Genomic DNA, 21,429 nt, shown 5'->3' with positions numbered 1-21,429 from the left:
ACAGTGGGTCGTCGTCAACGGTGGGTCCCATACGGCAGACTGCGGGTCATGCCCGCACCTGACGTGGCCGCGCTGCTGGCCGAGTTGGAGCGCTCTCAGCCGGACATCGCCGAGTCGGCCCGCGTCGCCGTCGAATGGCTGACCGGCGGCGAAGCGCTGGAGACCATCAGCCAGCTCGATGTGTGCGAGTTCCTCTGGTACACCCTGCCGCTCAAGGTGACCGGCGACCGCCCGTCCATCGCCAGGGCGCTCGGCGAGCTGCTCCGGCTCGGCGGGATGGGGCGGTACGCCGGGCTGTGCGACTCCCCGGTCACGGCGCAGATCCTGCGCACCTACGCCCGCGACGGGGAGGAGGCCGGGTCCGCCGCCTACCACCAGGCGCTGGAGGCCACCGGCGTCCTGCCGCCCGACGTCGCCGAGCTGTCGTGGAGCTCCATCATGGGGCCCGAGGAGCTGGGAGCCCACCTCGCCTGCGCGGCCGCGCTGGAACTGGCCATCGTGTCCGGCGACCGGCTCGACCGCGAGGCGCTGACCAGGCGGTGGCTGACCGCCCCCCGCCCGGAGCTCGGCGGCGACTGCTGGCTGCACCGGGTCCACGGGGAGCGGCTGAACCGCTGGGTGCTCGGGCGCGGCAGCGCCCGCCGGGAGCTGGCGCAGCCCTTCGAGGTGCGGCTGCACGCCCCCGTCCCGGCGCCGGCCGAGCCTCACCTGGAGCCGCTCCGGTGGCTGCTGGGCCTGGCGGAGAAGGGCGTGCCGCTGACGGAGCGGCTCAACCTCGCCCGCGCGCTCGCCGTGGACGCCGTCGACCGGTTCGGCTGGGACGCCATGACCACGCGATCGGTCCGGAGCGAGGCCGACGTGCCCGCGCTGACCACGCTCAAGGAGATCGCGATCCAGGAGCTCGGGGCGCTCCGCCGTACGAGCAGGAGGCTCGTCCTCACGCCCGACGGGCGCGCGCTGCTGGACAGCCCGGACGCGCTGTGGGAGGCCGCCACCGCCGCGCTGCTCGCCCCTGCCCGTGGCGAGCACGACTTCGAGATCTCCATCCGTGAGTCGGCGCTGATGCTGCTCGTGGACAACAGGCAGATCAAGTACGCCGAGCTGCGCGAGCGGGTGGCCGACGTGGTGAACGGCGAAGGCTGGCGCACGGCCGCCGGTGGCCAGGTGACGGCTCTCGACCTGGCCGGGCCGCTCGGCGAGCTGCTGCGCCGCCTGGACGCTCTGGACCTGCGGGCCGACACCTCCTGGGACGCCCCCTGGCAGCTCACCGAGGTGGGACGTCAGGCCGCGCTGGCGGCCCTGCGGGCGCAGGCCCTGCGCCCCCGTCAGTACGCCGGGCTCGGCTAGCCGTACGGCCGCGCTTGGTCACCGCCCCTTGGGGTCACCGCCCGCTTGGGGTCACCGCCCGCTTGGGGGGCCGCCTGCGCGTGCCGTACGGCCGGCTGGCCGGCGGCTAGCTCTGTGCGGCTGCGGCTAGCTCTGTGCGGCTGTGGTGTCCAGGCGGCGGACCTTCAGCTCGCCTGACGCGGGGTCGAGCTCCAGCTCGGCCTTGAGCGGCCGCTCCTTGCCCGGCTCCGCGTCGGTGGTGGACCAGCCCTTGTCCCCCCGTGTGGCGGTGAACTGCCACGACGGCCCGTCCTGGTTCTGCAGGAAAAGCTCGATCTGGACGTCGCCGCCGTCCTCGACGTAGACGGGATCGAGGTCGGACGGCTTCAGCCGGAGCTGGAACAGGCCGTTCGCGTCGGTCGTGGCGCGGGCGACGACGGCGGTCGGCACATCGGCGCCCTCCGCGATCTTGTCCAGGACCTCGCTCTTGGGCCAGGCCACCGCCAACACCTGGACCGCCGCCCTGGGCCTGCCCTTGTCCACCACCTTGCCCTGAGCGAGCGTGTCCCCCGTCTCCTTGGGGACGGCCGGAGCGGTGACGACGCCCTTGACCGCCGACGCCGCGGGCTGGGGCTCCGCGCTGCATCCCCCGGCAGCAAGCGCCACCGCGGCCCCCATCACAACCGTGCCCAGCACAACCCGCATCCGTCTGCCCTTCCGCTCGCCGTCGAGTCCGTTCACGAACGACACAGACTAGTAGTCAAGACGATCGAGACATCCGGAAATGGGGCACATCATCTCTAACCCTTGCGTACATACGCAGAGTAATCGTACGATGACACATCGTAGCGTGTGCCATGTCGTCCACGGCAGCGGCAATGACCAGTCACAACACGATCAGGAGCATTCGGGGGACGCGATCAGGGCGACGAGGCGAGGCCGTGCCGTACGTCCGTATGACCACCCGGCAGGCTTGGCCACTCCTCTCTGCGGCATGCCCCCTTGCTCTTCACAAACGGCAATCAACGGAGGTCACCGTGGTCCAGGAGCAGGTGTCCGTCTCAGCTGGAGGGTTGGCGGCTCCCTATGACGGAAATTCCGCCACCACCCCCACGGATCGTCTCACTCCAGAGCTCCTTCTCCGAGTGAGGCGGCGCGCCCCCTCGGGAGGCTGGCGTCGCGCCGTGTACAAGATGAGCGGGGGGCTGTTGCATCTCGGCGAGTCGCCGCGTGAGCTGCGCCGTCGCGAACTGATCGCCCGAGCCCGCACGCCGGTGGCGGGGGGGCACCACCGGGTGGCCGTGCTCAGCCTGAAGGGCGGCGTCGGCAAGACGACCACATCCGTGGGGCTGGGGGCCACACTCGCCACTCTGAGGGGTGACCGGGTGATCGCGGTGGACGCCAACCCGGATCGCGGCACCCTCTCCGACCGGTTGCCGGTCGAGACGACGGCGACCGTCCGGGAGTTGCTGACCACGCTCATCACGTTGGACCAGCCGCGATACGCCGACATCCGGGCGTTCACCTCGCAGTCGCCGTCGAGCCGGCTGGAAATCTTGGCATCCGCCCGTGACCCCGCCGTGTCGGAGGCCTTCAGCGCCGCGGACTACCGGACCGTTGCCGGGCTTCTGGAGCACTTCTACTCGATCTGCATCACTGACTGCGGCACCGGCCTGTCACACTCGGCGATGTCGGCCACTCTGGAGCTGGCCCACCAGATCGTGCTGGTGACGGCTCCGTCCGTGGCCGCGGCCCGGTCGGCGGGAGCGACCCTGGACTGGCTGGAGGCCCACGGTCATGCCGACCTGGCGCACTCGGCCACCGTGGTCCTGTCGGGAGTCCGCCACGAGAGCCAGTCGAGTGTGGACCTGGAAGCGCTCCACAACCACTTCGACGAGCGCTGCCGCACCGTGGTGACCATTCCTTTCGATCCCCACCTGGAGGAAGACGCCGAGTTCGAGCTGGATGCGCTCGCACCCTCGACGCGGGAGGCCTACATGTACCTCGCCGCCACGGTGGGCTCGGCCTTCTCCCAGCAGCGCCGTCCCTCACGTGAGTCCTCGGCGACCCTGGCCCCTTCGTGGGCATCGACGTCCCGGCCTCGCGGGAGCCGGAACGGAGCCCCGCAGCCGGCGGAGCCCGTGGCGGCGGGGGACTGACTCGGCACGGCGCCCCTCCGCGCGTATGCGGGGTCGTTCGTGGGCGCCGATGTGCCACCAAGCGGAAGGGCCGCCTCTGCCCCAGCAAGGCGGCCCTGCCCATCTCCTACCTTTCGGCGGAGTGCTCCTGACGCCCGGCTTGTACCGAATCATCGGAACAGCGTGAGCCGTTGGGGGAGGATGGCGGCATGAGCGATCTCGACTGCGGAGGGTACGCGGGTGTCGGTCCGTACGGTCGGGCCGTCACGGTCGCCGGGTTCCCGCCAAGCCGGCCCGGGCCAGGCGGCACGCCCGCACGCTCGTGCGCGGCCTGTTCATCGTGCCCGGCCTGCTTATCGTGCCCGGCCTGCTTATCGTGCGCGGCCTGCTTATCGTGCGCGGCCTGTTCATGAGGGCCGCCGATGACTGAGCTGATCGCCTTCATCCGCGCATGCCTCGACGACGCGGCGCGCGGCTCCATCGACGACGCCACATCCGACGAGGCTCTGGCCGCGTATCTCCAGGAAGAGCGCGACCTCACAGCCAAGAGGGAACGCCTCAACTACCTCGCCCACATCCTCGGCGGCGGGTTGATCGACGTCGGGGAGCGGGCCCAGGCCGAGCACCTCCTCCGTCTCGAAGCCGCCGCCTACGACTGGCACCCCGGCTACCGTGACGAGTGGCGCCCCTGAAGCCTCAGCATCGAACGACCCGGCCTCACGATTGAGCGGGCGGTCAGGTGGCCGGGCCGGAGTCCACCGCCACGGTGAGCAGGACGGCGGAGTCGTCGAGCGCGGTCAGGTTGTGCCGCTCCGGCGGTATGACGAGGTAGTCGCCTGCCGCGCCTTCCCAGGTGTCGTGGCTGCTCGCGACGCGCACGCGTCCCTGCAGCACCTGCAACGTGGCCTCGCCGGGGCTCTCGTGCTCGTCGAGGCCACGCCCTGCGGCCAGTGCGATCAGCGTCTGGCGCAGGGAGTGCTGGTGTCCGCCGTGAACGGTCTGCGCACTGCGCCCACTCGTGTTCTCCCGCGCCTTGGCCAGGTGCTCGCTCGCCAGGGTGGTCAGTGATATCGGCTCCATGGTGACGCCTTTCGGTATGGGGTGGTTCATGCCCTCAGCAGCAGGATGCCGGTGGTGAGCAGGGCCGCGACTTTGAGGACCTCCAGAATGGCGTAGGCGTGATGGCCCCGAGATCGTGGGGCCGTCCGGGACGTGCGGCCTGAAGCCGCGCGTCGGCCCACCTGTCATCATGATGCGCCTCGCCACCAGCGGGACCACCGGGAGAGGGCGATGAGACGCGGGCGGTGCCGCTTCGATCCTGCCGATCATGAGGAGGGTCCGGCGTCCAGGGGTCCTGCGCCGATCCGCTCCGCATTTGATGGCGCCTTTGACGGCGCCGGCCTAAACGGCGTGCTCCCGGAGCCATTCCATGGCGGCCTCGCCGGAGTTGAGGATCGAGATGTGTCCGTCGTCCGGGGACAGCCGCAGCTCCGCCCACGGGCAGCGGCGCGCGAGCCACTCGCTGTGCGCGCTCGGGATGACCCGATCCCGGCCACCGTGCGATAACAGGACCGGCACTTTCACCTGCGCGGGGTCGAAGCCCCACGGGGAGACGTAGGCGAGGTCGTCGTCTATCAACCCGCCCGGGCCGCCCTCCACAGCCGGGCCGACGATTTCACCGAACCAGGACCACGCGCCGGAGAGCGCCGCATGATCGGCCGGGGTGAACTCGGGGTCATACTCGGCGCCCGAAGCCTCGTGCCCCTCCTTCGCCGCGCGTCCCTGGGCGGCGGCGCGCAGGGACGCCACGCCGGAGGCGGCCATGCCCGCGAACCAGTCAAGCCCCTCCGCGCCGAACGGGGCGGGCCCGGCCACGCTGACCACGCCCAGGACGCGTTCCGGCAGCAGCACGCCGCACGCGAGGGCATGCGAGCCGCCGCCGGAATGGCCCATGACCGCGAACCGATCGATGCCCAGCGCGTCGGCGACGCCGGCCACGTAAGCGGCCGCCGACGCCACGTCCCGGCCGGGGCAAGGAGTTGATCCGCCGTATCCGGGCCGGTCATACGAGACCCAGCGGATGCCGAGCCGCGTCGCGGCCACGAAGAGGGGCTCGGGAGGCGCGCCGACGTTCGGCGTGCCGTGGTGCCAGAAAACGGCGAGCCTGCCATCCGCTCCGTCCGCGCCCATGTCGTAGTAGTGCAGCGTGCGTCCGTCGCTCAGCTCAAGATCACCCTCTGTCGTCACCCGCTGAGCGTAGTAGTCGCCTACGACAACGCCGGGAACACGACGGCCGAACGGGGCGGTGAAGGTCTTGGTCCAGCCGCCGAAGCAACGCCCTGGCCGCGCCGCTGGTCAGCCCATGCTTTTGGCGCCGTCCAGGGACTCGCGGATGATGTCGGCGTGGCCGGCGTGCTGGGCGGTCTCGGACAGGATGTGCATCAGCACCCGGCGGGCCGACCATCGCGCGTCGGCCTCGAACCACGGGGCCTTCGGCAGCGGCTGGGCGGCGTCCAGGTCGGGCAGGGTGGCGACCAGTTCGTCGGTCCGGCGGGCCACCTCGGCGTAGCCGGCCAGCACACCGGCCAGCGTCTCACCGGGCAGCAGCCGGAACTCGTCGGCCCACCGGGCCCAGTCGGCCTCGGTCATGGCGGTGAAGTCGGCCATCGCCGACGGACCGTCCAGGATGAAGCCCACCCAGTTCCGCTCGACCGCCGTGACGTGCTTGATCAGGCCGCCCAGGCACAGCTCGCTGGCGGTGGTCCGCTGTCCGGCCTGCTCGTCGGTGAGGTCGCGGGTGGTGAAGCGCAGGAAGTGCCGGTGCTTGGCCAGCATCGCGAGCAGGTCGGCGCGCTCACCGGTTGCGACCGGCGCGGCGGCGGTGTCGCGGGTGGTCAGCTCGTTGACGGTCATGGTCTCTGCCTTCCGTTGTTCTGTTCTGCCGGTCACAGACCACACTGGTGGCAATAGCGGTCACTTTCCGACCTGAATTGCGGAAGACTTCAGGACATGGCGAACACCAGCGCCCGGACGCTGCGGCTGCTGTCCCTGCTCCAGACTCACCGGTACTGGCAGGGCACCAAACTGGCCGAGCGGCTGGAAGTCTCGGTCCGCACCCTGCGCCGGGACGTCGACCGGCTGCGCGAGCTGGGCTATCCGGTCGAGGCGCAGCGCGGCGTGGACGGCGGCTACCAGCTCGCCGCCGGCGCGGCACTGCCGCCGTTGGTGATCGACGACGAGGAGGCGGTCGCCTTGGCCGTGGGGCTGCAGGCCGCCGCGCAGGGTGCGGTGGAGGGCATCGCGGAGTCCTCGGTGCGGGTGCTGGCCAAGGTGGTGCAAGTGATGCCGGCCCGGCTGCGGCGCCGGATCGACGCGCTGCGCGCGATGACTGTGCCCGCCGGCTGGGACGGCCCGGCCAGGGCGGGCGTCGACCCGGGCGTGCTCACCGCGGTCGCGCTGGCCTGCCGGGACAGCGAACAGCTCCGCTTCTCCTACACCGCCGCCGACGGCCGGCACACCGACCGGCACACCGAACCGTATCGGCTGGTCTGCCTCGGCCGCCGCTGGTACCTGGTCGCCTACGACCTCACCCAGCACGACTGGCGCAGCTTCCGGGTCGACCGGCTCACCGAGCCGCACGGCACCGGCTCCCGGTTCCGGCCCCGCGACCTGCCCGCCGCCGACGCCGCCGAGTTCGTCCGCGCCGGCCTGGACAACCTGCCCCGCCCGTACCGGGTGGAGGTCCTGGTCGACGCCCCGGCCGAGATCGTGCACGAACGGATCGGCAGGTGGAGCACAGTCGAGAAGGTTGACGCCGAGCATTGCCGGATGCGCATGACCGCCGACTCCCTCGACTGGCCGACCATGGCACTGGGCGTGCTCGGCGCTGATTTCCGCGTCCTCAGCCCTCCCGAATTGCTCGACCAGATCCACAACTGGGGAGCCCGGTTCAACCGGGCCCAGTTCAAAGATGGTCTCTGAAGAGCGACAAGACCCGTCAGGCGATCATCTGACGAGCCTTTGTCCTGCCCGCCTCCGAACGCCCCATTTGAGGACTACCGGGCAGGTACGTCATCTGATCGCTAGAGTGCGTCGTCGTGCCTAAAGTGCCGAGGTCCGTGCCACGTATCGTCTGGTTGGTCGGCTTACTCGCCGCCGCTGTCTCGCAGGTCTACATGTTCAGCAATTACTGGTCAACCTGGCCGGAGCGCCTTCAGGCCGTTGCCTTCTTCGCCGGCAGCGGCGGCATGATTCTCATGTTTCACCGGTGGCGCGCTCGCAGGGATTCCCTTGCGGGCATGCTCTGCCTGATCGCTGTTGCGACCTGGGCCGCGGCAGTAGTAGCCGGCTCCGTCACGACGCAAGGCGTGGAAGTCGGATCGCCGGCCTTTTTCACTGCGGGCGCCGCTCTATTGATCGGCACCGTGGGTGCGATGGTCATTCTCGTCAGGGGGCGCGCGAAGGCCGAAGCGGAGAAAGATGAGCCTCCCCCAGCTTGATGCGACTTATTACAGCGGGGGGCTGGTGACCCGGAGGATCGGAGAGGCCGGTCCCGCTGGGCGGAGTCGGCCTCTGTTCTTACCCGGAAGCCCCAGAATTACAGGTTACGGATCTATGTCACAAACCATATTGACCTGGAACAAACAGGTTGGAAGACTTCGACACGCACACAGCTGAGCTGCTGCAGCGCAGGTCAGAGCCGGTGAGTCCTGCCCATGATTGCTCGCCATTCACCGTGGATAACCTCTATCACTGGACGCGTGGCACGGTAAGGCCGCACGAAAGTAGGTCAGCCCGACTTGCGCCTGTTACCCGCGCTTGCCCCATCTCGCGGCCTGCCCTATTGATGAGCTTTAGAGCTGCGCGCACCTCTTCCCGAGTGAAGCCAGTCCGTGTCCGAAGCTCTGCGTCGTCCCAGTGGATGCCGTTGCACACCTCGTTGAGGGCGTTGTTGATCAAGGCTACGTCGTCTCGGCTCAGGATGAGAACAACCTCGTCCTCAGTTAACGCCTCGATCTCCATGTTTGAAGCATTGCACATTCTGCGGGTCGACCCATCCGACGGGCCGCGGGTCGGCGACGAAGGGCAGTGCCTCTCTCCGTCCCATGTCATCGGGTGCAAGGAGTTCCCAAGGACATAGGCTGGTAGCACCCAAGGAGACCTCTTCTTTAGGGTCGATTGGGCCGCCACAACACGCGCAAGCGCGTGGGTGGGAAGACCCTTGCGTAATGGTGACGTATCAGGATGCCCTCAGGATGCCTGAGCCAATTCGTCCGGCCGAGCGCGATTCCCGGCCTCCCTGGTCTTTCGATCAGAAGCATTCGGGCGAGGCCCCCTGACTTGTGGGAGAACGCGATCGCGGCGCGGTTCGAGATGTGGCCCAACCTCGCCGATCCCACTGCTTGATAGGGAGCTCTCGCGCTGGCGGGCCGGGACGACGTCCAAGGTGGTCACGGTGATCTCGCCGAGGAACAGCAGGGCCCGGTCGGCCTAGTCGGCCCAGAGCACGCGAGTGATGGTGATCATCTCTGTCTCGTCGTCGACGTGGTCAGCCGAGCCACATGGTCCGCACGACGTAGACCACGCGCCGCTCCTCCACCACGACGTAGGTTGCGATTCCGCGGCCGCCGAAGACCTGTTTCGCATGTGCCCTCGGGCCGGTCCTCCCTGAACGGATCGCCAGCCCATGGAGCTACCTCCAACATGGCCAGCAGCTCCATGTAGTGCGGCCGCGCCTCGGCCGTCTCCTCTGGCGTGCGGTGCGTCTCATGCGGTTGAGCGGTCATCGTGGTGACTGCTGATGCCACCGCTCCGGCAGTACGGCCAGGATGGCCTCGGGGTACTACCGCGGGTCCTGGACGGACTGGGCGCTCATGGGACGAGCCTAGGTGCGGGCGGGCTGTGGTCAAGGTGGGCGGTGTCGCTCATCGTCGCTCCCCTCTCCCAAAATTCTCCCGCAGGAAACAGAAGGGCCTTGCCCGCCTCAGCGGGCAAGGCCCTCACCTGCCTGTTCGTTGTGGAGCTATGGGGATTTGAACCCCAGACCCCTTCGATGCGAACGAAGTGCGCTACCGGACTGCGCTATAGCCCCAACGACTCGACTAGGTTAGCAAACTCTTGGGGCTTCTCGCGCCATCCCGTCAGTCCCCCACCGCGCGGCGTCCGTCGGCGTACTGGTCGAAGACCTGGGTGCGCTTGCGCGCCTCGAACTGGATGATCTCCGCCTCGCGCGCCATGGCCGCCAGGGCGCGGCGGCGCTGCCGCGCCCGGCGCAGGTGCTCCGCCCGGGCCCGAGCCGCCTTCTCCCGCTGCTCACTGTCGACCCGTACGGCGACGCGCAGGACGGCGATGTACGTCACCAGGAGCACGCCTGAGGGGGTCACGCCCCACCAGGGCATGACCCGGACGGCGGCCGTCACTACAGACGCCAGGAGGAGCAGGATGCTCCACAGGAGCCGCCTGCGACGGCGGGCCACGATGGCGGCCCGCCGTCGCGCTTGGGTACGGCGGGGCCGCGCCGGTGCCGCGCTCTCGCCCTTGGCTGCGGCAGGAGCGCCGTCGCCCCCGGCGTCAGCCGTGGCGGGGTTCCCTTCGCCGGCTCCCAAGGCACCCCCAGCCGCCGACCCCATCCCGCTCGGAGAGTCGATCCCGCTTGGAGACCGTGCCACGGAGCCGGTGGCGGATGCGCCGAGGGTGATGGGTGCGGGCGAGGACGCCGGGGACTGCTCCTCCGGTGCGGCGTTGGAGCGGTCCTCGGGCGGGCCGTCGACGACCGTGTCCGCCTCGGCGGGCTGGTCGTCGTAGAGGTCGTCGTGGACATGCCGGTCCCTGCGCAGCCACATCGGCAGCAGGACGCTCAACCACATGACGACGATGGCGAGATAGAGGAGGGCGCTACCCATGCGGCCACCTCCGGGCATGGTGAACACATCCGGGGACTCGTGTCATCGGAGAGGTGCTCACGTCACGCACCGTAAGACTGCGTGTCGCTCGTTGACGAGCATTGAGTCCGGTGTGTCGCGAGATCGTCAAAGCTGTTCATGTAATTCGATCCCGACCGGACCTTCCCGGAGATCGTTTGGCTAACCCGGGCTGGGCTCGCTTCGCCGGGCGGCCGAGCCGTCCGAAGTCCTGCGCCACTGGACGAGGAGGCCGCGTGGCACGTCCTCGACCGTCAGGGCGTAGCAGATGTGGTCGCGCCACGCGCCGTCGATGTGCAGCTGGCGCCTGCGGACGCCCTCCTCGCGGAAGCCGAGCTTCTCCACGACCCTGCGGCTGGCGTGGTTCTCCGGACGGATGTTGGCCTCGAGACGGTGTAAGCCGGTGGTGAAGAAGCAGTGATCGACCGCCATGGCGAGGGCGGTCGGGATGATGCCGCGCCCGGCGAGGGCGCCGTCGATCCAGTAGCCCACCTGGGCCGACCGCGCGGAACCCCAGACCACGGCCCCGACGGTGAGCTGCCCCGCGAACGCTCCGTCATAAGTGACGATCCACGGCAAAGCCAGCCCCTGGCGCGCCTCCCGCCTGAGCGTGCCGACCATCGAGACGTACGGCCCGAGACCCGTCCTGAACAGGGGAGTCTCCGGATTGCTCGGCTCCCAGGGTCGCAGCCACTCGGCGTTGCGCAACCGGGTGTCCCGCCAGTCCCGGACGTCACGCAGGCGCAGCGGTCGGAGCCCCACGGGCCCCTCCACCAGGGTCGCCGGCCAGCCGCGAAGTCGATCCATTCGTCAATCATCCACCGGAAGACGGTCAACGCGCCACGCCAGGGGTGTCGTGGCTCCACTCAAGCCGTGTGGTCACCGCCATGGATCTGGTCGACCACGTGGCCCAGGATAGGCCCGAGCACAGCCATCCCATCACGGACGCCGCCGGACGATCCGGGGAGGTTGACGACCAGCGTCGAACCCGCCTGTCCGGCGAGGCCGCGGGACAGGATCGAGGTGGGCACTTTCTCCCTGTTCGCCTGCCGTACGGCTTCCGCGATGCCGGGGATCTCCCGGTCGATGACCCGGCGGGTCATCTCGGGGGTGAGGTCCTGAGGGGTGACGCCGGTGCCGCCGGTGGACACGATCACGTCGTACCCCTCGGCGATGCCTCCGCGCAGCGCCGACTCGACCGGCTCCCCGTCGGCGACGACGCGGGGGCCGTCCACCGGATCACAGCCCGCCTCGGCGAGCAGCGCCGCCAGCAGCGGCCCCGAACGGTCCTCGTACATTCCCGCGGAGGCCCTGTTCGAGACCGTGATCACCAAAGCCCGCACAGCCTTACTCCCCTCAATCCGAATGAACTGACCTCGACATCGGCTCGGACGTCAGCCACGCGTCCAGCTGCCGGTCTTGCCCCCGGTTTTCTCTTCTACGCGTACGTCGCTGATGACGGCGGCCGGATCGACTGCCTTGATCATGTCGACCAGGGCGAGGGCGGCCACCGAGACGGCGGTCAGCGCCTCCATCTCGACTCCCGTCCGATCGGCCGTCCGGACCCGGGCGGTGATCTCCACTCCCGAGTCGACGACCGCCAGCTCGACCTTGACCCCGTGCAGGGCGATCGGGTGGCAGAGCGGCACGAGGTCGGGGGTGCGCTTGGCTCCCATGATCCCGGCGATCCTGGCCACCCCCAGCGCGTCGCCCTTCGGCACCTCTCCCGAGCGCAGCAGGGCCACCGCCTCCGGCGAGAGACGAACGCGGCCGGTGGCGGTGGCCGTACGGGCGCTGACGTCCTTGTCCGAGACGTCCACCATTCGGGCGGCGCCGGACTCGTCGATGTGCGTCAGGCGGTTCCCGGGGTTCATCGGGTTCACCTCGCTCACAGCGGGATCACCTCCACGCCGGACCCCTCGGGCAGCTCGGTCACGTCCTCCGGGACGACGATGAGCGCGTTGGCGGAGGCCAGTGCGGCGAGCTGGTGCGAGCCCTGGCGGAGGACGGGCGCGACGGTGTCCCCGGTCAGGACCGCGCGCAGGTAGGACCGCTTGCCCGGCGGCGACCGCAGGTCCGAGGTCACGGTCGCCCGCACGGTCTCCGGAGGGCCCTCGGGCAGCCCCTGCATCCTGCGCAGGGCGGGCTTCACGAACACCACGAAGGACACGAACGACGACACCGGGTTGCCCGGCAGCGTGAAGATCGGCACGCTGTCCGGCCCGACGACCCCGAAGCCCTGCGGCATGCCCGGCTGCATGGCGACCTTCTCGAACATGACCTTGCCCAGCGGCGCGAGGGCCTCCTTGACCGGCTCGTAGGCCCCCATGGAGACGCCGCCGCTGGTGATCACGGCGTCGGCGCGCACAAGCTGGGCGTCGAGCGTGTCGAGGAACTCCCTCGGGTCGTCGGTCACGACGCCGGCGCGGAACCCGTCTCCCCCGGCCTCGCGCACGGCGGCGGCGAGCATGAAGCTGTTGGACTCCCAGATCTGTCCGGAGGCCAGCGGCGTGCCGGGCTCGGCCAGCTCGGCGCCGGTGGACAGCACGACCACCCTTGGCCGGGGCCGTACCGTCACGCGACGTCGTCCCACTCCGGCGAGGATGCCGAGCTGGGCCGGGCCGATCCGCGTGCCTTCGCGGAGCACCACGTCCCCGGCGTGCACGTCCTCACCCGAGCGGCGGATCGCGTGCCCGGGCGGCGCGGGCCTGTCGATCCTGACCGTGACGGCGCCGCCGTCGGTCCACTCCACCGGGACGACGGCGTCGGCGCCCGCCGGCAGCGGCGCGCCGGTCATGATGCGGGAGACCAGCCCCGGCCCCACCGCGCGCAGCTCGCTGTCCCCCGCCGCCACGTCCTCGATCACCGGCAGCGTCACGGGAGCGCCGGCCACGTCCTCGGCCCGTACGGCATAGCCGTCCATGGCCGAGTTGTCGAAAGGCGGCAGCGGCACGGGCGAGGAGACGTCCTCGGCCAGCACAGCGCCGAGCGCCCGCTCGAGTTCGACCTCGAGCGGGGCCAGCGGCCGTACGGTCGCCAGGATGTCGGCAAGATGCCGGTCGACCGTCTTCATGGGTCCGAGAGTCCTCTTTCTACGAGCTCTACGATTTCTACGATTCGGCCTGGTCGAGGAACTCCTTGAGCCAGGGCAGGAAATCGGGCGCCAGGTCTTCGCGGTTGGCCGCGAACTGCACGACCGTGCGCAGATAGTCGAGCTTGTTGCCCGTGTCGTAGCGGCGGCCCCGGAACAGCACGCCGTGAACCGGCCCGCCCTCCTCGGGTCCCCTGGCCGCCAGCGTCCGCAGGGCGTCCGTGAGCTGGATCTCGCCGCCGCGCCCCGGCGGGGTGTTCTCCAGGACCTCGAAAACCGCCGGGTCGATCACATAGCGGCCGATGACCGCCCAGTTCGACGGGGCCTCGTCGGCCGGCGGCTTCTCCACCAGGTCGGTGACGCGGACCACGTCGGCCTCGTCGGTCGCAACGATCGCGGCCGCGCCGTACAACGAGACCTGCTCGCGCGGGACCTCCATGAGCGCGACGACGCTGCCGCCGTACGTCGCCCTGACCTCGATCATCCGCTTGAGCAGCGCATCCCGCGGGTCGATCAGGTCGTCACCGAGGAGACAGGCGAACGCCTCGTGGCCGACATGCTGCTTGGCGCACAGCACGGCGTGACCGAGGCCCTTGGGCTCGCCCTGCCGTACGTAATGCATGGTCGCGAGGTCGACAGGCTCCTGGACCTGCGACAGGCGCTCCTCGTCCCCCTTGGCCCGAAGCGCGTCCTCAAGCTCGTACGCTACGTCGAAGTGATCCTCGATGGAGCGCTTGTTGCGGCCGGTCACCATGAGGACGTCGAGCAGTCCGGCGGATACCGCCTCTTCGACGACATACTGGATCGCCGGTTTGTCGACGATGGGCAGCATCTCCTTGGGGGTCGCCTTCGTCGCGGGCAGGAATCGTGTGCCGAGACCTGCGGCGGGGACCACGGCTTTGGTTACGGGATCGAAGTCAGCCATGGCTGAACACTAACGGAGCAGGCGGAGCGGGATATGGACAAGGTGACCCTGCGACGGCGGATCCTGGACAGCCGCTCGAAGATCGACGAGAAGACCCTGCGGGCGTCCTCCGCCGCCGTGCGGGAGACGCTGCTCGACCAGCCATGGGTGCAGATGGCGGGCCTGGTCGCCTGCTACTGGTCGACCGGATCGGAGCCCTCGACCCACGGGCTGGTCTTCGCGCTGTGGAAGCACGGGGCGACCGTGATCCTCCCGGTGCAGCGGCCGGACGGCGATCTCGACTGGGCGGTGTACGACGGGCCCGACTCCCTCGCGCCCGGGCCGCTCGGGATCATGGAGCCGGTGGACACCCGGCGCGGCGTGGACACGATCCGCACGGCCGCGCTGGTCCTCGTGCCGGCCCTGGCCGTGGACAGGTTCACCGGCGTACGGCTCGGCCGCGGCCGCGGGTTCTACGACAGGGCCCTTTCCCGGGTCGGGCCGAACGTCCCGACGGTGGCGCTGCTCCACGAGGGCGAGCTGATCGAGGACGTGCCGGCCGAGCCGCACGACCAGCGTGTACGGTTCGCGGCCCTACCGACCGGAATCACCCGTTTGGTGCATATGTGAAAAGATTCCGATAAGTCGCGGGAGGAGGGGGGCGGGTAAGGCTGAACATCTGGCTTCTCCTGTCCGCCGCCGTCGTCATCGCGGCCATCGCGTCCGTCCGCATCGCCCACCGCACCGGCCTGCCCAGCCTGCTGATCTACCTGGGTCTCGGGCTGCTCCTCGGCGAGTCCGGGATCGGCGGCATCCATTTCGAGGGCGCCCAACTCGCCCAGCAGCTCGGCCTGATCGCGCTCGCCGTCATCCTGGCCGAAGGCGGCCTGACCACCAACTGGGCCCACGTCCGCGACGCCGTGCCCACCGCGCTCGTGCTCGCCACGGTGGGCATCGCGGTCAGCATCGTCGGGCTGGCGGTAGCCGTACACGCCCTGCTGGGCATGGACTGGCGGACGGCGCTGCTGCTCGGCGCGGTCCTCGCCTCGACGGACGCCGCCGCCGTGTTCTCCGTGCTGCGGCGGCTTCCCCTGCCTCCCCGGCTGGCCGGGATCCTGGAGGCCGAGTCGGGCTTCAACGACGCCCCCACGGTCATCGTCGTGATGATGCTCAGCGCGGCCTCCCAGCCGATGCCGTCGCTGTGGCAGGTGGTGCTCGAAACCGCCTACGAGCTCGGCATCGGCGCGGCGGTGGGCCTCGCCGTCGGACCGGCCGCCGCCTACGCCCTGCGCCGGGTGGCGCTGCCCGCCTCGGGTCTTTATCCCATCGCGGTGCTGGCGCTGGCGTTCGTCGCGTACAGCGGGGCGGCGCTGCTGCACGGAAGCGGCTTCCTCGCCGTCTACGTCGGCACGCTGATCCTCGGCAACGCGCGGCTGCCCCACCGGGCGGCGACTCGTGGATTCGCCGAGGGCGCGGCGTGGCTGGCCCAGATCGGCCTCTTTGTCATGCTCGGCATACTCGCCAGCCCGTCCGAGCTGCCGCGCGTGATCGTCCCGGCCATGGTCGCCGGGCTGGCCCTCGTCTTCCTGGCCCGGCCGCTTTCGGTCGTGGTCTCCGCCGCGCTGGTGCAGGTCGCGCGGATCGGCAGCCTGTCATGGCGGGAGCAGGTGTTCCTGTCGTGGGCGGGTCTTCGCGGCGCGGTGCCGATCGTGCTCGCCACGATCCCGTGGGCCGCCGGCGTGCCGGGCGCCAAGGGGCTGTTCAACGACGTCTTCATCATCGTCATCGTGTTCACACTCGTACAGGGGCCGACGCTGCCTTATCTGGCGCGGATTCTGGGCGTGACGGCCGAAGGCGAGGCCCGCGACCTCTCCGTCGAAGCCGCGCCTCTGGAGGAGCTCAACGCCGACCTGCTCCAGATCCGAATCCCGACCGGCTCGCTGATGCACGGCGTCGAGATCTTCGAGCTGCGGCTTCCGGCGAACGCCCTGGTCACGATGGTCGTCCGAGGCGGCCGGTCCTTCGTGCCGACGGAGAACACCCGGTTGCGCGCGGAGGACCAGCTTCTCGTGGTGACCACCGCCGCCCAGCGGGAAACCGTCGAACGCCGCCTGCGCGCGGTCAGCCGCCGTGGCAAGCTCGCAGGCTGGTACGGCGAGCGAGGGGCCTAGCTGTCTCGACCTTTTGAGGCGGAGGCGGCCTCGGGGTGCCGGAGGCGGTCGCGGGGTGGGCGGACACGGGGTCGGGAAGCGGACCGAGGTGCAATAAACCGGGCTGGAGTGGCGTTTGTGCTCCTTGACTGCTTACCATTAGCAGTCGAACGGGTCGAGTGCCAGTCTCAGGAGGAGTGCGTGCCCACCTATCAGTACGCCTGTACCGCTTGCGGTGAGCAGCTGGAGGTCGTTCAGAAGTTCTCTGACGACCCGCTCACGGACTGCCCGGAATGCCAGGGCCGCCTGCGCAAGGTCTTCTCCCCGGTCGGCATCGTGTTCAAGGGGTCCGGTTTCTACCGCACCGACAGCCGGTCGTCGAGCTCGTCCACCTCCACGGTGTCGGGCGACTCCAAGAAGTCGGGCGGCGACTCCGCGAAGAAGCCGGGCGACTCGGCCAAGGAGGCCGCTCCCGCCGCGGCCTCGACGTCGGCCTCCGGATCGGCTTCGGGATCTTCTTCGGGATCTTCTTCGGGCAGCACGACTTCAGCGGCGACCTCCGCGGCGTGACGATCGGGCCCGGCGCCGGCCGGGCCTGCGCGGAGTTATCCACAGGCGTCGCGTCGAGGGTGGCCGTGATTCGCTAGGGTCGGCCGCATGGTCAACGACGTAGAGATCGGGGTCATCGGCGGCTCGGGGTTCTACTCCCTGATCGAGCACGCCGAGGAGATCCAGCTGGCGACGCCGTACGGCCCGCCGAGCGACAGCGTCACACTGGGCCGGATCGGCGACCGGTCCGTGGCCTTCATCCCCCGGCACGGGCGCGGCCACGTCCATCCCCCGCATCGCATCCCCTACCGGGCCAACCTCTGGGCCCTGCGCTCGCTCGGCGTCCGCCAGGTGCTCGCGCCCAGCGCCGTCGGGTCACTGCGGCCCGAGCTCGGTCCGGGCGCTCTGGTGATCCCCGACCAGCTGGTGGACCGCACCACCGGCCGCGCGCAGACCTACTACGACGCGGGCGGCGCCGTCCACGTGTCGTTCGCCGATCCCTACTGCCCCAGAGGCCGGGCCACGGCCGTGGCGAAGGCCCGCGAGACGGGGTGGGACACGGTCGACGGCGGCACGCTGGTGGTCATCGAGGGCCCCCGGTTCTCCACCCGCGCGGAGTCGAGGTGGTTCACGCAGGCCGGCTGGTCGATCATCGGCATGACCGGCCACCCGGAGGCGGTGCTCGCCCGGGAGCTGGCCCTCTGCTACACGTCGCTCTGCCTGGTGACCGATCACGACGCCGGTGTCGAGGCCGGCGAGGGGGTCACCCACGAGGAGGTTCTCGCCTTCTTCGCGGCCAACAGTGAGCGGATGCGCTCGCTGGTGAGCGAGGTCGTGGAGGCCCTCACCCTTGAGCGTGCGTGCCCGTGCGGCAGCGCCCTCGACGGCATCAAGCTCCCCTTCGACCTTCCATAACCGGCCATGCGCGCCGTCAGTCTGCTTCTCGCTCGTCGCCGCCGTCTGATCGCCGCCATCCTCGCGGGGCTGGCGGTGGCGTGCGTGGTCATGTCGGTCCGGCCCCCTCAGGGCGTGGACGTCCTCGCCGCCGCTCACGATCTCGGCGGAGGCCGCCTGTCCGCCTCCGACGTCATGGTCGTACGGCTGCCGCCCGACGCCGTGCCGGATGGCGCGTTCCGTACGGCATCGGCAGTCATGGGCCGTGTGGTCAGCGGGCCGATGCGCCGGGGCGAGCCGCTCACCGACGCCCGGCTGCTCGCTCAAGGGCTGCTCGCCGCTCAGGGGCCGGGCATGGTGGCGGCTCCCGTCCGGATCGCGGACCCGGCCGCCGCGAGGCTGCTCTCACCGGGAGACCTCATCGACGTCTTCGCCGCTTTCGAGGGAGAGGGCCGGCAGGCGTTCGCCGTCACGCAGGAGGTCAGGGTGATAACCCGCCCCTCGGGAGAGGACGACGAGGGCGCCCTCCTGGTCCTCGCGACCACTCCCACCCAGGCCGCGCAGCTGGCGCAGGCACAAGCTCATGGCCGCCTGTCCGTCGCCATCCATCCAAGGTGAGGAGGGCCCGGTGAGAAAGGGCCCGGTAAGAAGGGGCCCGGTGATCAAGGGCTTGGTGAGGAGGGCCTACCAGAGGCGAACACCGCCTGCGGCGAAACCGTTAGAGGAGTGAACCGATCTTGGGGTCGTATTCCCAGTGCCACGGCTCGAAGGGGCTGTGGTAGGCCCAGTCCGGGTGGATGAACCCGAAGCGCTTGCTGTTGGCCTCCAGCCAGTTGAACTGAACGGATCGGAAGGCCTGGACCCCGCCGCAGAGGTCGACCGCCATCCCCAGGCCGTGGTTGCTCTTGCCCGGGATCGCCGCGAGCCCGGGACGCTGGTAATAGACCGTCTGCTGCTCACTGAGGCTGCGATAGCTGTCCGACACGCAGATCGGCCTGCCGAACCGCCTCTGGTAGGCCAGGTTGAGGTCCGCGAAGGCGATGGCCGCGTCGGCCCGCAACTCCTCCCCCTCCTGCGGCAGCGGGCACAGGCTGGTCTTCGGGAGCAGGCCGTTCGGGTACTGCGCGGCGATGTCGACCCGCGTGGGATCACAGGCCCCCACCCCACGGTGGCCCTGGTTGACGTTGACGCCGAGCTTGGTCAGCGCCTTCGTGAGAGACCTGACCAGCCTGGACGAGCGCTTCCGCAGGCTGTCGATCTGCAGGTTGAGCTGGGCCTCCTGGAGGAGGTTGGCCGCCCGCAGTTCCTGCGCCTCGGTGGCGAACTGCTCCTGCTGCTGCTGTAGCCGTATCGCGTCGCCGAGGACGGTGTTGCGCCCGGCGACCAGATGGTCGACGTCACTCATGGCCCGAAGCGTCGTGGTGCCGTCGCTCTGGGTGAAGAGCGGCCCGAGCCCGGTCGTCGAGGGATCCTGATAGATCGACTCGACGAGATCGGAGAGCGGCTTGCGCATCTTGGCGAGCGCCTGGGTCGCCGCCTGGAGCTGGGTCAGCTTGGCGACCAGCTGTTTCTGTGAGGCGTCAAACTGCTTCTGCCTGGCGACCAGGGCCTTGTTGGCGTCCTCTATGCCCTTGAACGCCTGCTGGGCCTGCCGCCGCAACTCACTCAGGCTGCCCGGATCCTTCCCCTTCGCCTTCGCGTTTCTCTTGAGCGGATAGGCGCCGAGTGCCACGGCATGTGCGGTCGAACCCCGGCCGTTCGCAGAGGCGTCCCCCGCACGATCGGCCTGGACGGCCCGTGCCGTACGGGACGGGACCGCGTGGACGTCCTCTGCCGTACCGGACGGGACCGTGGGGGCGGCCTGCGCCGTACCGGAGAAGATTCCGCCGACGAGCGAAGTCATCGCCGTGACGACCGCGACCAGACGCGCTGATCGACGAGATGGCACGATCGACCCCCCGTTTGCGAACTCGTGACCCGGGTCAGGGACGCACGTTACTACAGGTCCTCACATCCCTGGGCGCGAGTTGTCACATGCGTTAGCTACCGATCACAGCTCCTTTCGGCATCTTGTCCGGATCCACGCGGTAATCGGCACGATTTGCGCACCACGGCTGGGCCATACATCCGCGCCCGCGCCCGCAAACAGGGGCCGCCGCCCATGCCGCGACCGAGGCGGGTGCGGGGGTCGGCGTGGGACAGGTTCTGAGGCGGGGGCCCTATACCTGGCCGCCGCGCTCCTGGCACAGCTCCCATAGCCAGGTGCCCTGCCACTCCAGTCCGCACGTGAGCCCCACTCCGTCGCCGTCCGATCGCCTCTCCTTGGGCCGGCGCTTCGGCCGTGCCTTACCGGCGGTCTGAACAGTCAGCTCCGGCCGTTCGACGAGTATGAGCCCTCCGTAGACGCGGGACGGCCCAAAAGGCTCGGGCACCGGCGTCGGGTCCAGCACATCGTCCTGTACGGCTCCCGCTGCCAGCCCCACGCCGCCCGGCGGATTGGCCTGGGCCACGGGATCGCTGCCCGTCGTCGCTGGAGGAGCGTCATTCGTTCCGACGCCGGGATCTGTCCCAGCCGGGGCCGTATCGGCGACACCCGAAGAGGTCCCGCGGTCGCCTGTGGTGAGCCCGTCCCCCGAGGTGGAACCCGCCGCCGAGCCCCCACCTGTCACTGGATCGGGGCCTGCCGCCGGGCCCCCGCCTGTCAGTGAATCGGTGCCTGCGGTTGCAGCGCCGTCCGTTTCCGAACCCGGGCCTGCCGTCGCAGCCGCGTCCGCTCCTGAGCCGGGGCCTGCCGTCGCACCTGCGCCCGCCATTGGGGCCGCGCCTGCGCTCATACCGGGCGCGTTTCCGCCCTCTGGCCGCGAAGCCGAGTCCGGAAGCGGCGAGCCCCCGTCCGCTGTTCCGACGCCGGGCCCCGCTTCTGCCCCGGACGCTGTTCGGGAAGCCTGCATCGGATGTCCGGCAGCCTTTGGGACTCCGCCCTGTGCGGAAGCTCCACGCGCCATGGCCTCATAGCCGGTGAAGTCGGCCATGAACATCCCAGAGGCCAGAATCGCGGGCGCGATCAGCGCCACGACGATGGCCACGGGACGCAGCCGACGAACATATTTGCGTCGCTCTCCGGTCACGAACAGTGACGTTAGACAGTCTCCACAAGAGCGGACTCGCCCACTTGCCAGGCCTTTACCGCACTTCAGCCGACAGATGACCCATGTCCTTCGGGCGACACCCTCCACCAGTGCACACGCGGCCCCAACCTTTCGCTAGGCTTACAGAGCACATCCAGCCTCCGTAGCTCAGGGGATAGAGCACCGCTCTCCTAAAGCGGGTGCCGCAGGTTCGAATCCTGCCGGGGGCACTCATGTGATGTCGCAAGACATCGGAAACCCTCGAACCTACGGGTTCGGGGGTTTCTTTGTGTACTGGGGTTGGTAGTCGCGTGTGGGGTCGATGATCA

General features: G+C 69.8%; 23 protein-coding genes and 2 tRNA genes. 11 read left to right on the top strand and 14 right to left on the bottom strand.

All coding sequences use genetic code 11. The features are described 5' to 3' along the window. Positions 1–48: 48 nt before the first annotated feature. Positions 49–1,347, top strand: coding sequence for a hypothetical protein (locus ABH927_RS13280; protein ID WP_370021311.1), 1,299 nt, complete (start codon positions 49–51; stop codon positions 1,345–1,347). Between the two features lie 126 nt (positions 1,348–1,473). On the opposite strand, the gene ABH927_RS13275 is transcribed toward ABH927_RS13280, so the two are convergent. Beyond that, on the bottom strand, positions 1,474–2,067 hold the full coding sequence (locus tag ABH927_RS13275; RefSeq protein WP_370021310.1) for a hypothetical protein: 594 nt from the start codon (positions 2,065–2,067) through the stop codon (positions 1,474–1,476). A gap of 452 nt (positions 2,068–2,519) precedes the next feature. Here ABH927_RS13275 and ABH927_RS13270 point away from each other — a divergent pair, with 452 nt between their 5' ends. Both ABH927_RS13270 and ABH927_RS13265 read left to right on the top strand, forming a co-directional pair. Further along, positions 2,520–3,485 (top strand): AAA family ATPase, encoded by a 966-nt coding sequence (locus tag ABH927_RS13270; RefSeq protein WP_370021670.1) that lies wholly within the window; start codon positions 2,520–2,522, stop codon positions 3,483–3,485. Between the two features lie 401 nt (positions 3,486–3,886). Beyond that, the gene (locus tag ABH927_RS13265) at positions 3,887–4,156 is read left to right on the top strand and encodes a hypothetical protein (protein ID WP_370021308.1); all 270 of its coding nucleotides are present in this window, start codon (positions 3,887–3,889) and stop codon (positions 4,154–4,156) included. 43 nt (positions 4,157–4,199) lie between these two features. On the opposite strand, the gene ABH927_RS13260 is transcribed toward ABH927_RS13265, so the two are convergent. The 3 genes from ABH927_RS13260 to ABH927_RS13250 form a co-directional block, all read right to left on the bottom strand. Continuing rightward, positions 4,200–4,544, bottom strand: coding sequence for a cupin domain-containing protein (locus tag ABH927_RS13260; protein ID WP_370021306.1), 345 nt, complete (start codon positions 4,542–4,544; stop codon positions 4,200–4,202). 321 nt (positions 4,545–4,865) lie between these two features. Beyond that, positions 4,866–5,711: an alpha/beta fold hydrolase gene (locus ABH927_RS13255; protein WP_370021304.1), complete on the bottom strand. Its 846-nt coding sequence runs from the start codon at positions 5,709–5,711 to the stop codon at positions 4,866–4,868. Positions 5,712–5,819: 108 nt separating this feature from the next. Further along, positions 5,820–6,377 (bottom strand): DinB family protein, encoded by a 558-nt coding sequence (locus ABH927_RS13250; RefSeq protein WP_370021302.1) that lies wholly within the window; start codon positions 6,375–6,377, stop codon positions 5,820–5,822. Positions 6,378–6,473: 96 nt separating this feature from the next. Here ABH927_RS13250 and ABH927_RS13245 point away from each other — a divergent pair, with 96 nt between their 5' ends. Both ABH927_RS13245 and ABH927_RS13240 read left to right on the top strand, forming a co-directional pair. Beyond that, a complete protein-coding gene (locus ABH927_RS13245; protein WP_370021300.1) occupies positions 6,474–7,445 on the top strand; it encodes a helix-turn-helix transcriptional regulator in 972 nt (323 codons plus the stop codon). A gap of 137 nt (positions 7,446–7,582) precedes the next feature. Further along, positions 7,583–7,963, top strand: coding sequence for a hypothetical protein (locus tag ABH927_RS13240; protein ID WP_370021299.1), 381 nt, complete (start codon positions 7,583–7,585; stop codon positions 7,961–7,963). A 250-nt stretch (positions 7,964–8,213) separates the two neighbouring features. Here the strand turns inward: ABH927_RS13240 and ABH927_RS13235 are convergent, their stop codons facing one another. The 8 genes from ABH927_RS13235 to galU all read right to left on the bottom strand — a co-directional run bounded on the left by ABH927_RS13235 (position 8,214) and on the right by galU (position 14,400). Continuing rightward, positions 8,214–8,486 (bottom strand): hypothetical protein, encoded by a 273-nt coding sequence (locus ABH927_RS13235; RefSeq protein WP_370021297.1) that lies wholly within the window; start codon positions 8,484–8,486, stop codon positions 8,214–8,216. A 995-nt stretch (positions 8,487–9,481) separates the two neighbouring features. Continuing rightward, positions 9,482–9,555, bottom strand: a tRNA-Ala gene (locus ABH927_RS13230). 49 nt (positions 9,556–9,604) lie between these two features. Then, positions 9,605–10,366, bottom strand: a complete 762-nt coding sequence (locus ABH927_RS13225; RefSeq protein WP_370021295.1) for a hypothetical protein — start codon at positions 10,364–10,366, stop codon at positions 9,605–9,607. 180 nt (positions 10,367–10,546) lie between these two features. Then, a complete protein-coding gene (locus ABH927_RS13220) occupies positions 10,547–11,191 on the bottom strand; it encodes a GNAT family N-acetyltransferase (RefSeq protein ID WP_370021293.1) in 645 nt (214 codons plus the stop codon). Between the two features lie 59 nt (positions 11,192–11,250). Next, positions 11,251–11,727: a molybdenum cofactor biosynthesis protein B gene (locus ABH927_RS13215; protein WP_370021291.1), complete on the bottom strand. Its 477-nt coding sequence runs from the start codon at positions 11,725–11,727 to the stop codon at positions 11,251–11,253. A gap of 51 nt (positions 11,728–11,778) precedes the next feature. Beyond that, entirely contained in the window at positions 11,779–12,258 is a 480-nt protein-coding gene (gene moaC / locus ABH927_RS13210) for a cyclic pyranopterin monophosphate synthase MoaC (RefSeq protein ID WP_370021668.1), read from the bottom strand. 14 nt (positions 12,259–12,272) lie between these two features. Continuing rightward, a complete protein-coding gene (glp, locus tag ABH927_RS13205) occupies positions 12,273–13,457 on the bottom strand; it encodes a gephyrin-like molybdotransferase Glp (RefSeq protein ID WP_370021289.1) in 1,185 nt (394 codons plus the stop codon). A 37-nt stretch (positions 13,458–13,494) separates the two neighbouring features. Beyond that, entirely contained in the window at positions 13,495–14,400 is a 906-nt protein-coding gene (gene galU, locus ABH927_RS13200) for a UTP--glucose-1-phosphate uridylyltransferase GalU (protein ID WP_370021287.1), read from the bottom strand. Between the two features lie 33 nt (positions 14,401–14,433). On the opposite strand from galU, the gene ABH927_RS13195 reads away from it, so the two are divergent. The 5 genes from ABH927_RS13195 to cpaB all read left to right on the top strand — a co-directional run bounded on the left by ABH927_RS13195 (position 14,434) and on the right by cpaB (position 18,590). Then, a complete protein-coding gene (locus ABH927_RS13195) occupies positions 14,434–15,009 on the top strand; it encodes a 5-formyltetrahydrofolate cyclo-ligase (protein ID WP_370021285.1) in 576 nt (191 codons plus the stop codon). 41 nt (positions 15,010–15,050) lie between these two features. Beyond that, positions 15,051–16,550, top strand: coding sequence for a potassium/proton antiporter (locus tag ABH927_RS13190; protein ID WP_370021666.1), 1,500 nt, complete (start codon positions 15,051–15,053; stop codon positions 16,548–16,550). A gap of 180 nt (positions 16,551–16,730) precedes the next feature. Continuing rightward, positions 16,731–17,099 (top strand): FmdB family zinc ribbon protein, encoded by a 369-nt coding sequence (locus ABH927_RS13185; RefSeq protein ID WP_370021283.1) that lies wholly within the window; start codon positions 16,731–16,733, stop codon positions 17,097–17,099. Between the two features lie 87 nt (positions 17,100–17,186). Further along, positions 17,187–17,993 carry an S-methyl-5'-thioadenosine phosphorylase gene (locus ABH927_RS13180; protein WP_370021281.1) on the top strand — a complete coding sequence of 269 codons (807 nt, stop codon included), beginning with the start codon at positions 17,187–17,189 and terminating at the stop codon, positions 17,991–17,993. A 6-nt stretch (positions 17,994–17,999) separates the two neighbouring features. Continuing rightward, positions 18,000–18,590 (top strand): Flp pilus assembly protein CpaB, encoded by a 591-nt coding sequence (cpaB, locus tag ABH927_RS13175; RefSeq protein WP_370021280.1) that lies wholly within the window; start codon positions 18,000–18,002, stop codon positions 18,588–18,590. A gap of 100 nt (positions 18,591–18,690) precedes the next feature. On the opposite strand, the gene ABH927_RS13170 is transcribed toward cpaB, so the two are convergent. Continuing rightward, positions 18,691–19,875 (bottom strand): D-alanyl-D-alanine carboxypeptidase family protein, encoded by a 1,185-nt coding sequence (locus ABH927_RS13170; protein ID WP_370021278.1) that lies wholly within the window; start codon positions 19,873–19,875, stop codon positions 18,691–18,693. Between the two features lie 316 nt (positions 19,876–20,191). Next, entirely contained in the window at positions 20,192–20,482 is a 291-nt protein-coding gene (locus tag ABH927_RS13165) for a hypothetical protein (protein WP_370021277.1), read from the bottom strand. 775 nt (positions 20,483–21,257) lie between these two features. Between ABH927_RS13165 and ABH927_RS13160 the strand changes: the two genes are divergently transcribed. Continuing rightward, a tRNA-Arg gene (locus ABH927_RS13160) sits at positions 21,258–21,330 on the top strand. The last annotated feature ends 99 nt before the right edge of the window (positions 21,331–21,429 follow it).

Origin of the sequence: Planotetraspora sp. GP83, from assembly GCF_041262585.1 — a bacterium.
Taxonomy (GTDB): Bacteria; Actinomycetota; Actinomycetes; order Streptosporangiales; family Streptosporangiaceae; genus JAOEGB01.
The sequence above is the reverse complement of the archived record's forward strand: the minus strand, read 5'-3'. Positions and strand labels throughout refer to the sequence as shown.

What these genes read in the sequence shown, in the direction of transcription:
- ABH927_RS13265 (WP_370021308.1), top strand. Translation starts at nt 3,887, where the DNA reads ATGACTGAGCTGATCGCCTTCATCCGCGCATGCCTCGACGACGCGGCG.
- ABH927_RS13170 (WP_370021278.1), bottom strand. Translation starts at nt 19,875, where the DNA reads ATGACTTCGCTCGTCGGCGGAATCTTCTCCGGTACGGCGCAGGCCGCC.
- ABH927_RS13280 (WP_370021311.1), top strand. Translation starts at nt 49, where the DNA reads ATGCCCGCACCTGACGTGGCCGCGCTGCTGGCCGAGTTGGAGCGCTCT.
- ABH927_RS13225 (WP_370021295.1), bottom strand. Translation starts at nt 10,366, where the DNA reads ATGGGTAGCGCCCTCCTCTATCTCGCCATCGTCGTCATGTGGTTGAGC.
- ABH927_RS13235 (WP_370021297.1), bottom strand. Translation starts at nt 8,486, where the DNA reads ATGGAGATCGAGGCGTTAACTGAGGACGAGGTTGTTCTCATCCTGAGC.
- ABH927_RS13260 (WP_370021306.1), bottom strand. Translation starts at nt 4,544, where the DNA reads ATGGAGCCGATATCACTGACCACCCTGGCGAGCGAGCACCTGGCCAAG.
- moaC (WP_370021668.1), bottom strand. Translation starts at nt 12,258, where the DNA reads ATGAACCCCGGGAACCGCCTGACGCACATCGACGAGTCCGGCGCCGCC.
- galU (WP_370021287.1), bottom strand. Translation starts at nt 14,400, where the DNA reads ATGGCTGACTTCGATCCCGTAACCAAAGCCGTGGTCCCCGCCGCAGGT.
- ABH927_RS13220 (WP_370021293.1), bottom strand. Translation starts at nt 11,191, where the DNA reads ATGGATCGACTTCGCGGCTGGCCGGCGACCCTGGTGGAGGGGCCCGTG.
- cpaB (WP_370021280.1), top strand. Translation starts at nt 18,000, where the DNA reads ATGCGCGCCGTCAGTCTGCTTCTCGCTCGTCGCCGCCGTCTGATCGCC.
- ABH927_RS13250 (WP_370021302.1), bottom strand. Translation starts at nt 6,377, where the DNA reads ATGACCGTCAACGAGCTGACCACCCGCGACACCGCCGCCGCGCCGGTC.
- glp (WP_370021289.1), bottom strand. Translation starts at nt 13,457, where the DNA reads ATGAAGACGGTCGACCGGCATCTTGCCGACATCCTGGCGACCGTACGG.
- ABH927_RS13270 (WP_370021670.1), top strand. Translation starts at nt 2,520, where the DNA reads ATGAGCGGGGGGCTGTTGCATCTCGGCGAGTCGCCGCGTGAGCTGCGC.
- ABH927_RS13195 (WP_370021285.1), top strand. Translation starts at nt 14,434, where the DNA reads ATGGACAAGGTGACCCTGCGACGGCGGATCCTGGACAGCCGCTCGAAG.
- ABH927_RS13245 (WP_370021300.1), top strand. Translation starts at nt 6,474, where the DNA reads ATGGCGAACACCAGCGCCCGGACGCTGCGGCTGCTGTCCCTGCTCCAG.
- ABH927_RS13180 (WP_370021281.1), top strand. Translation starts at nt 17,187, where the DNA reads ATGGTCAACGACGTAGAGATCGGGGTCATCGGCGGCTCGGGGTTCTAC.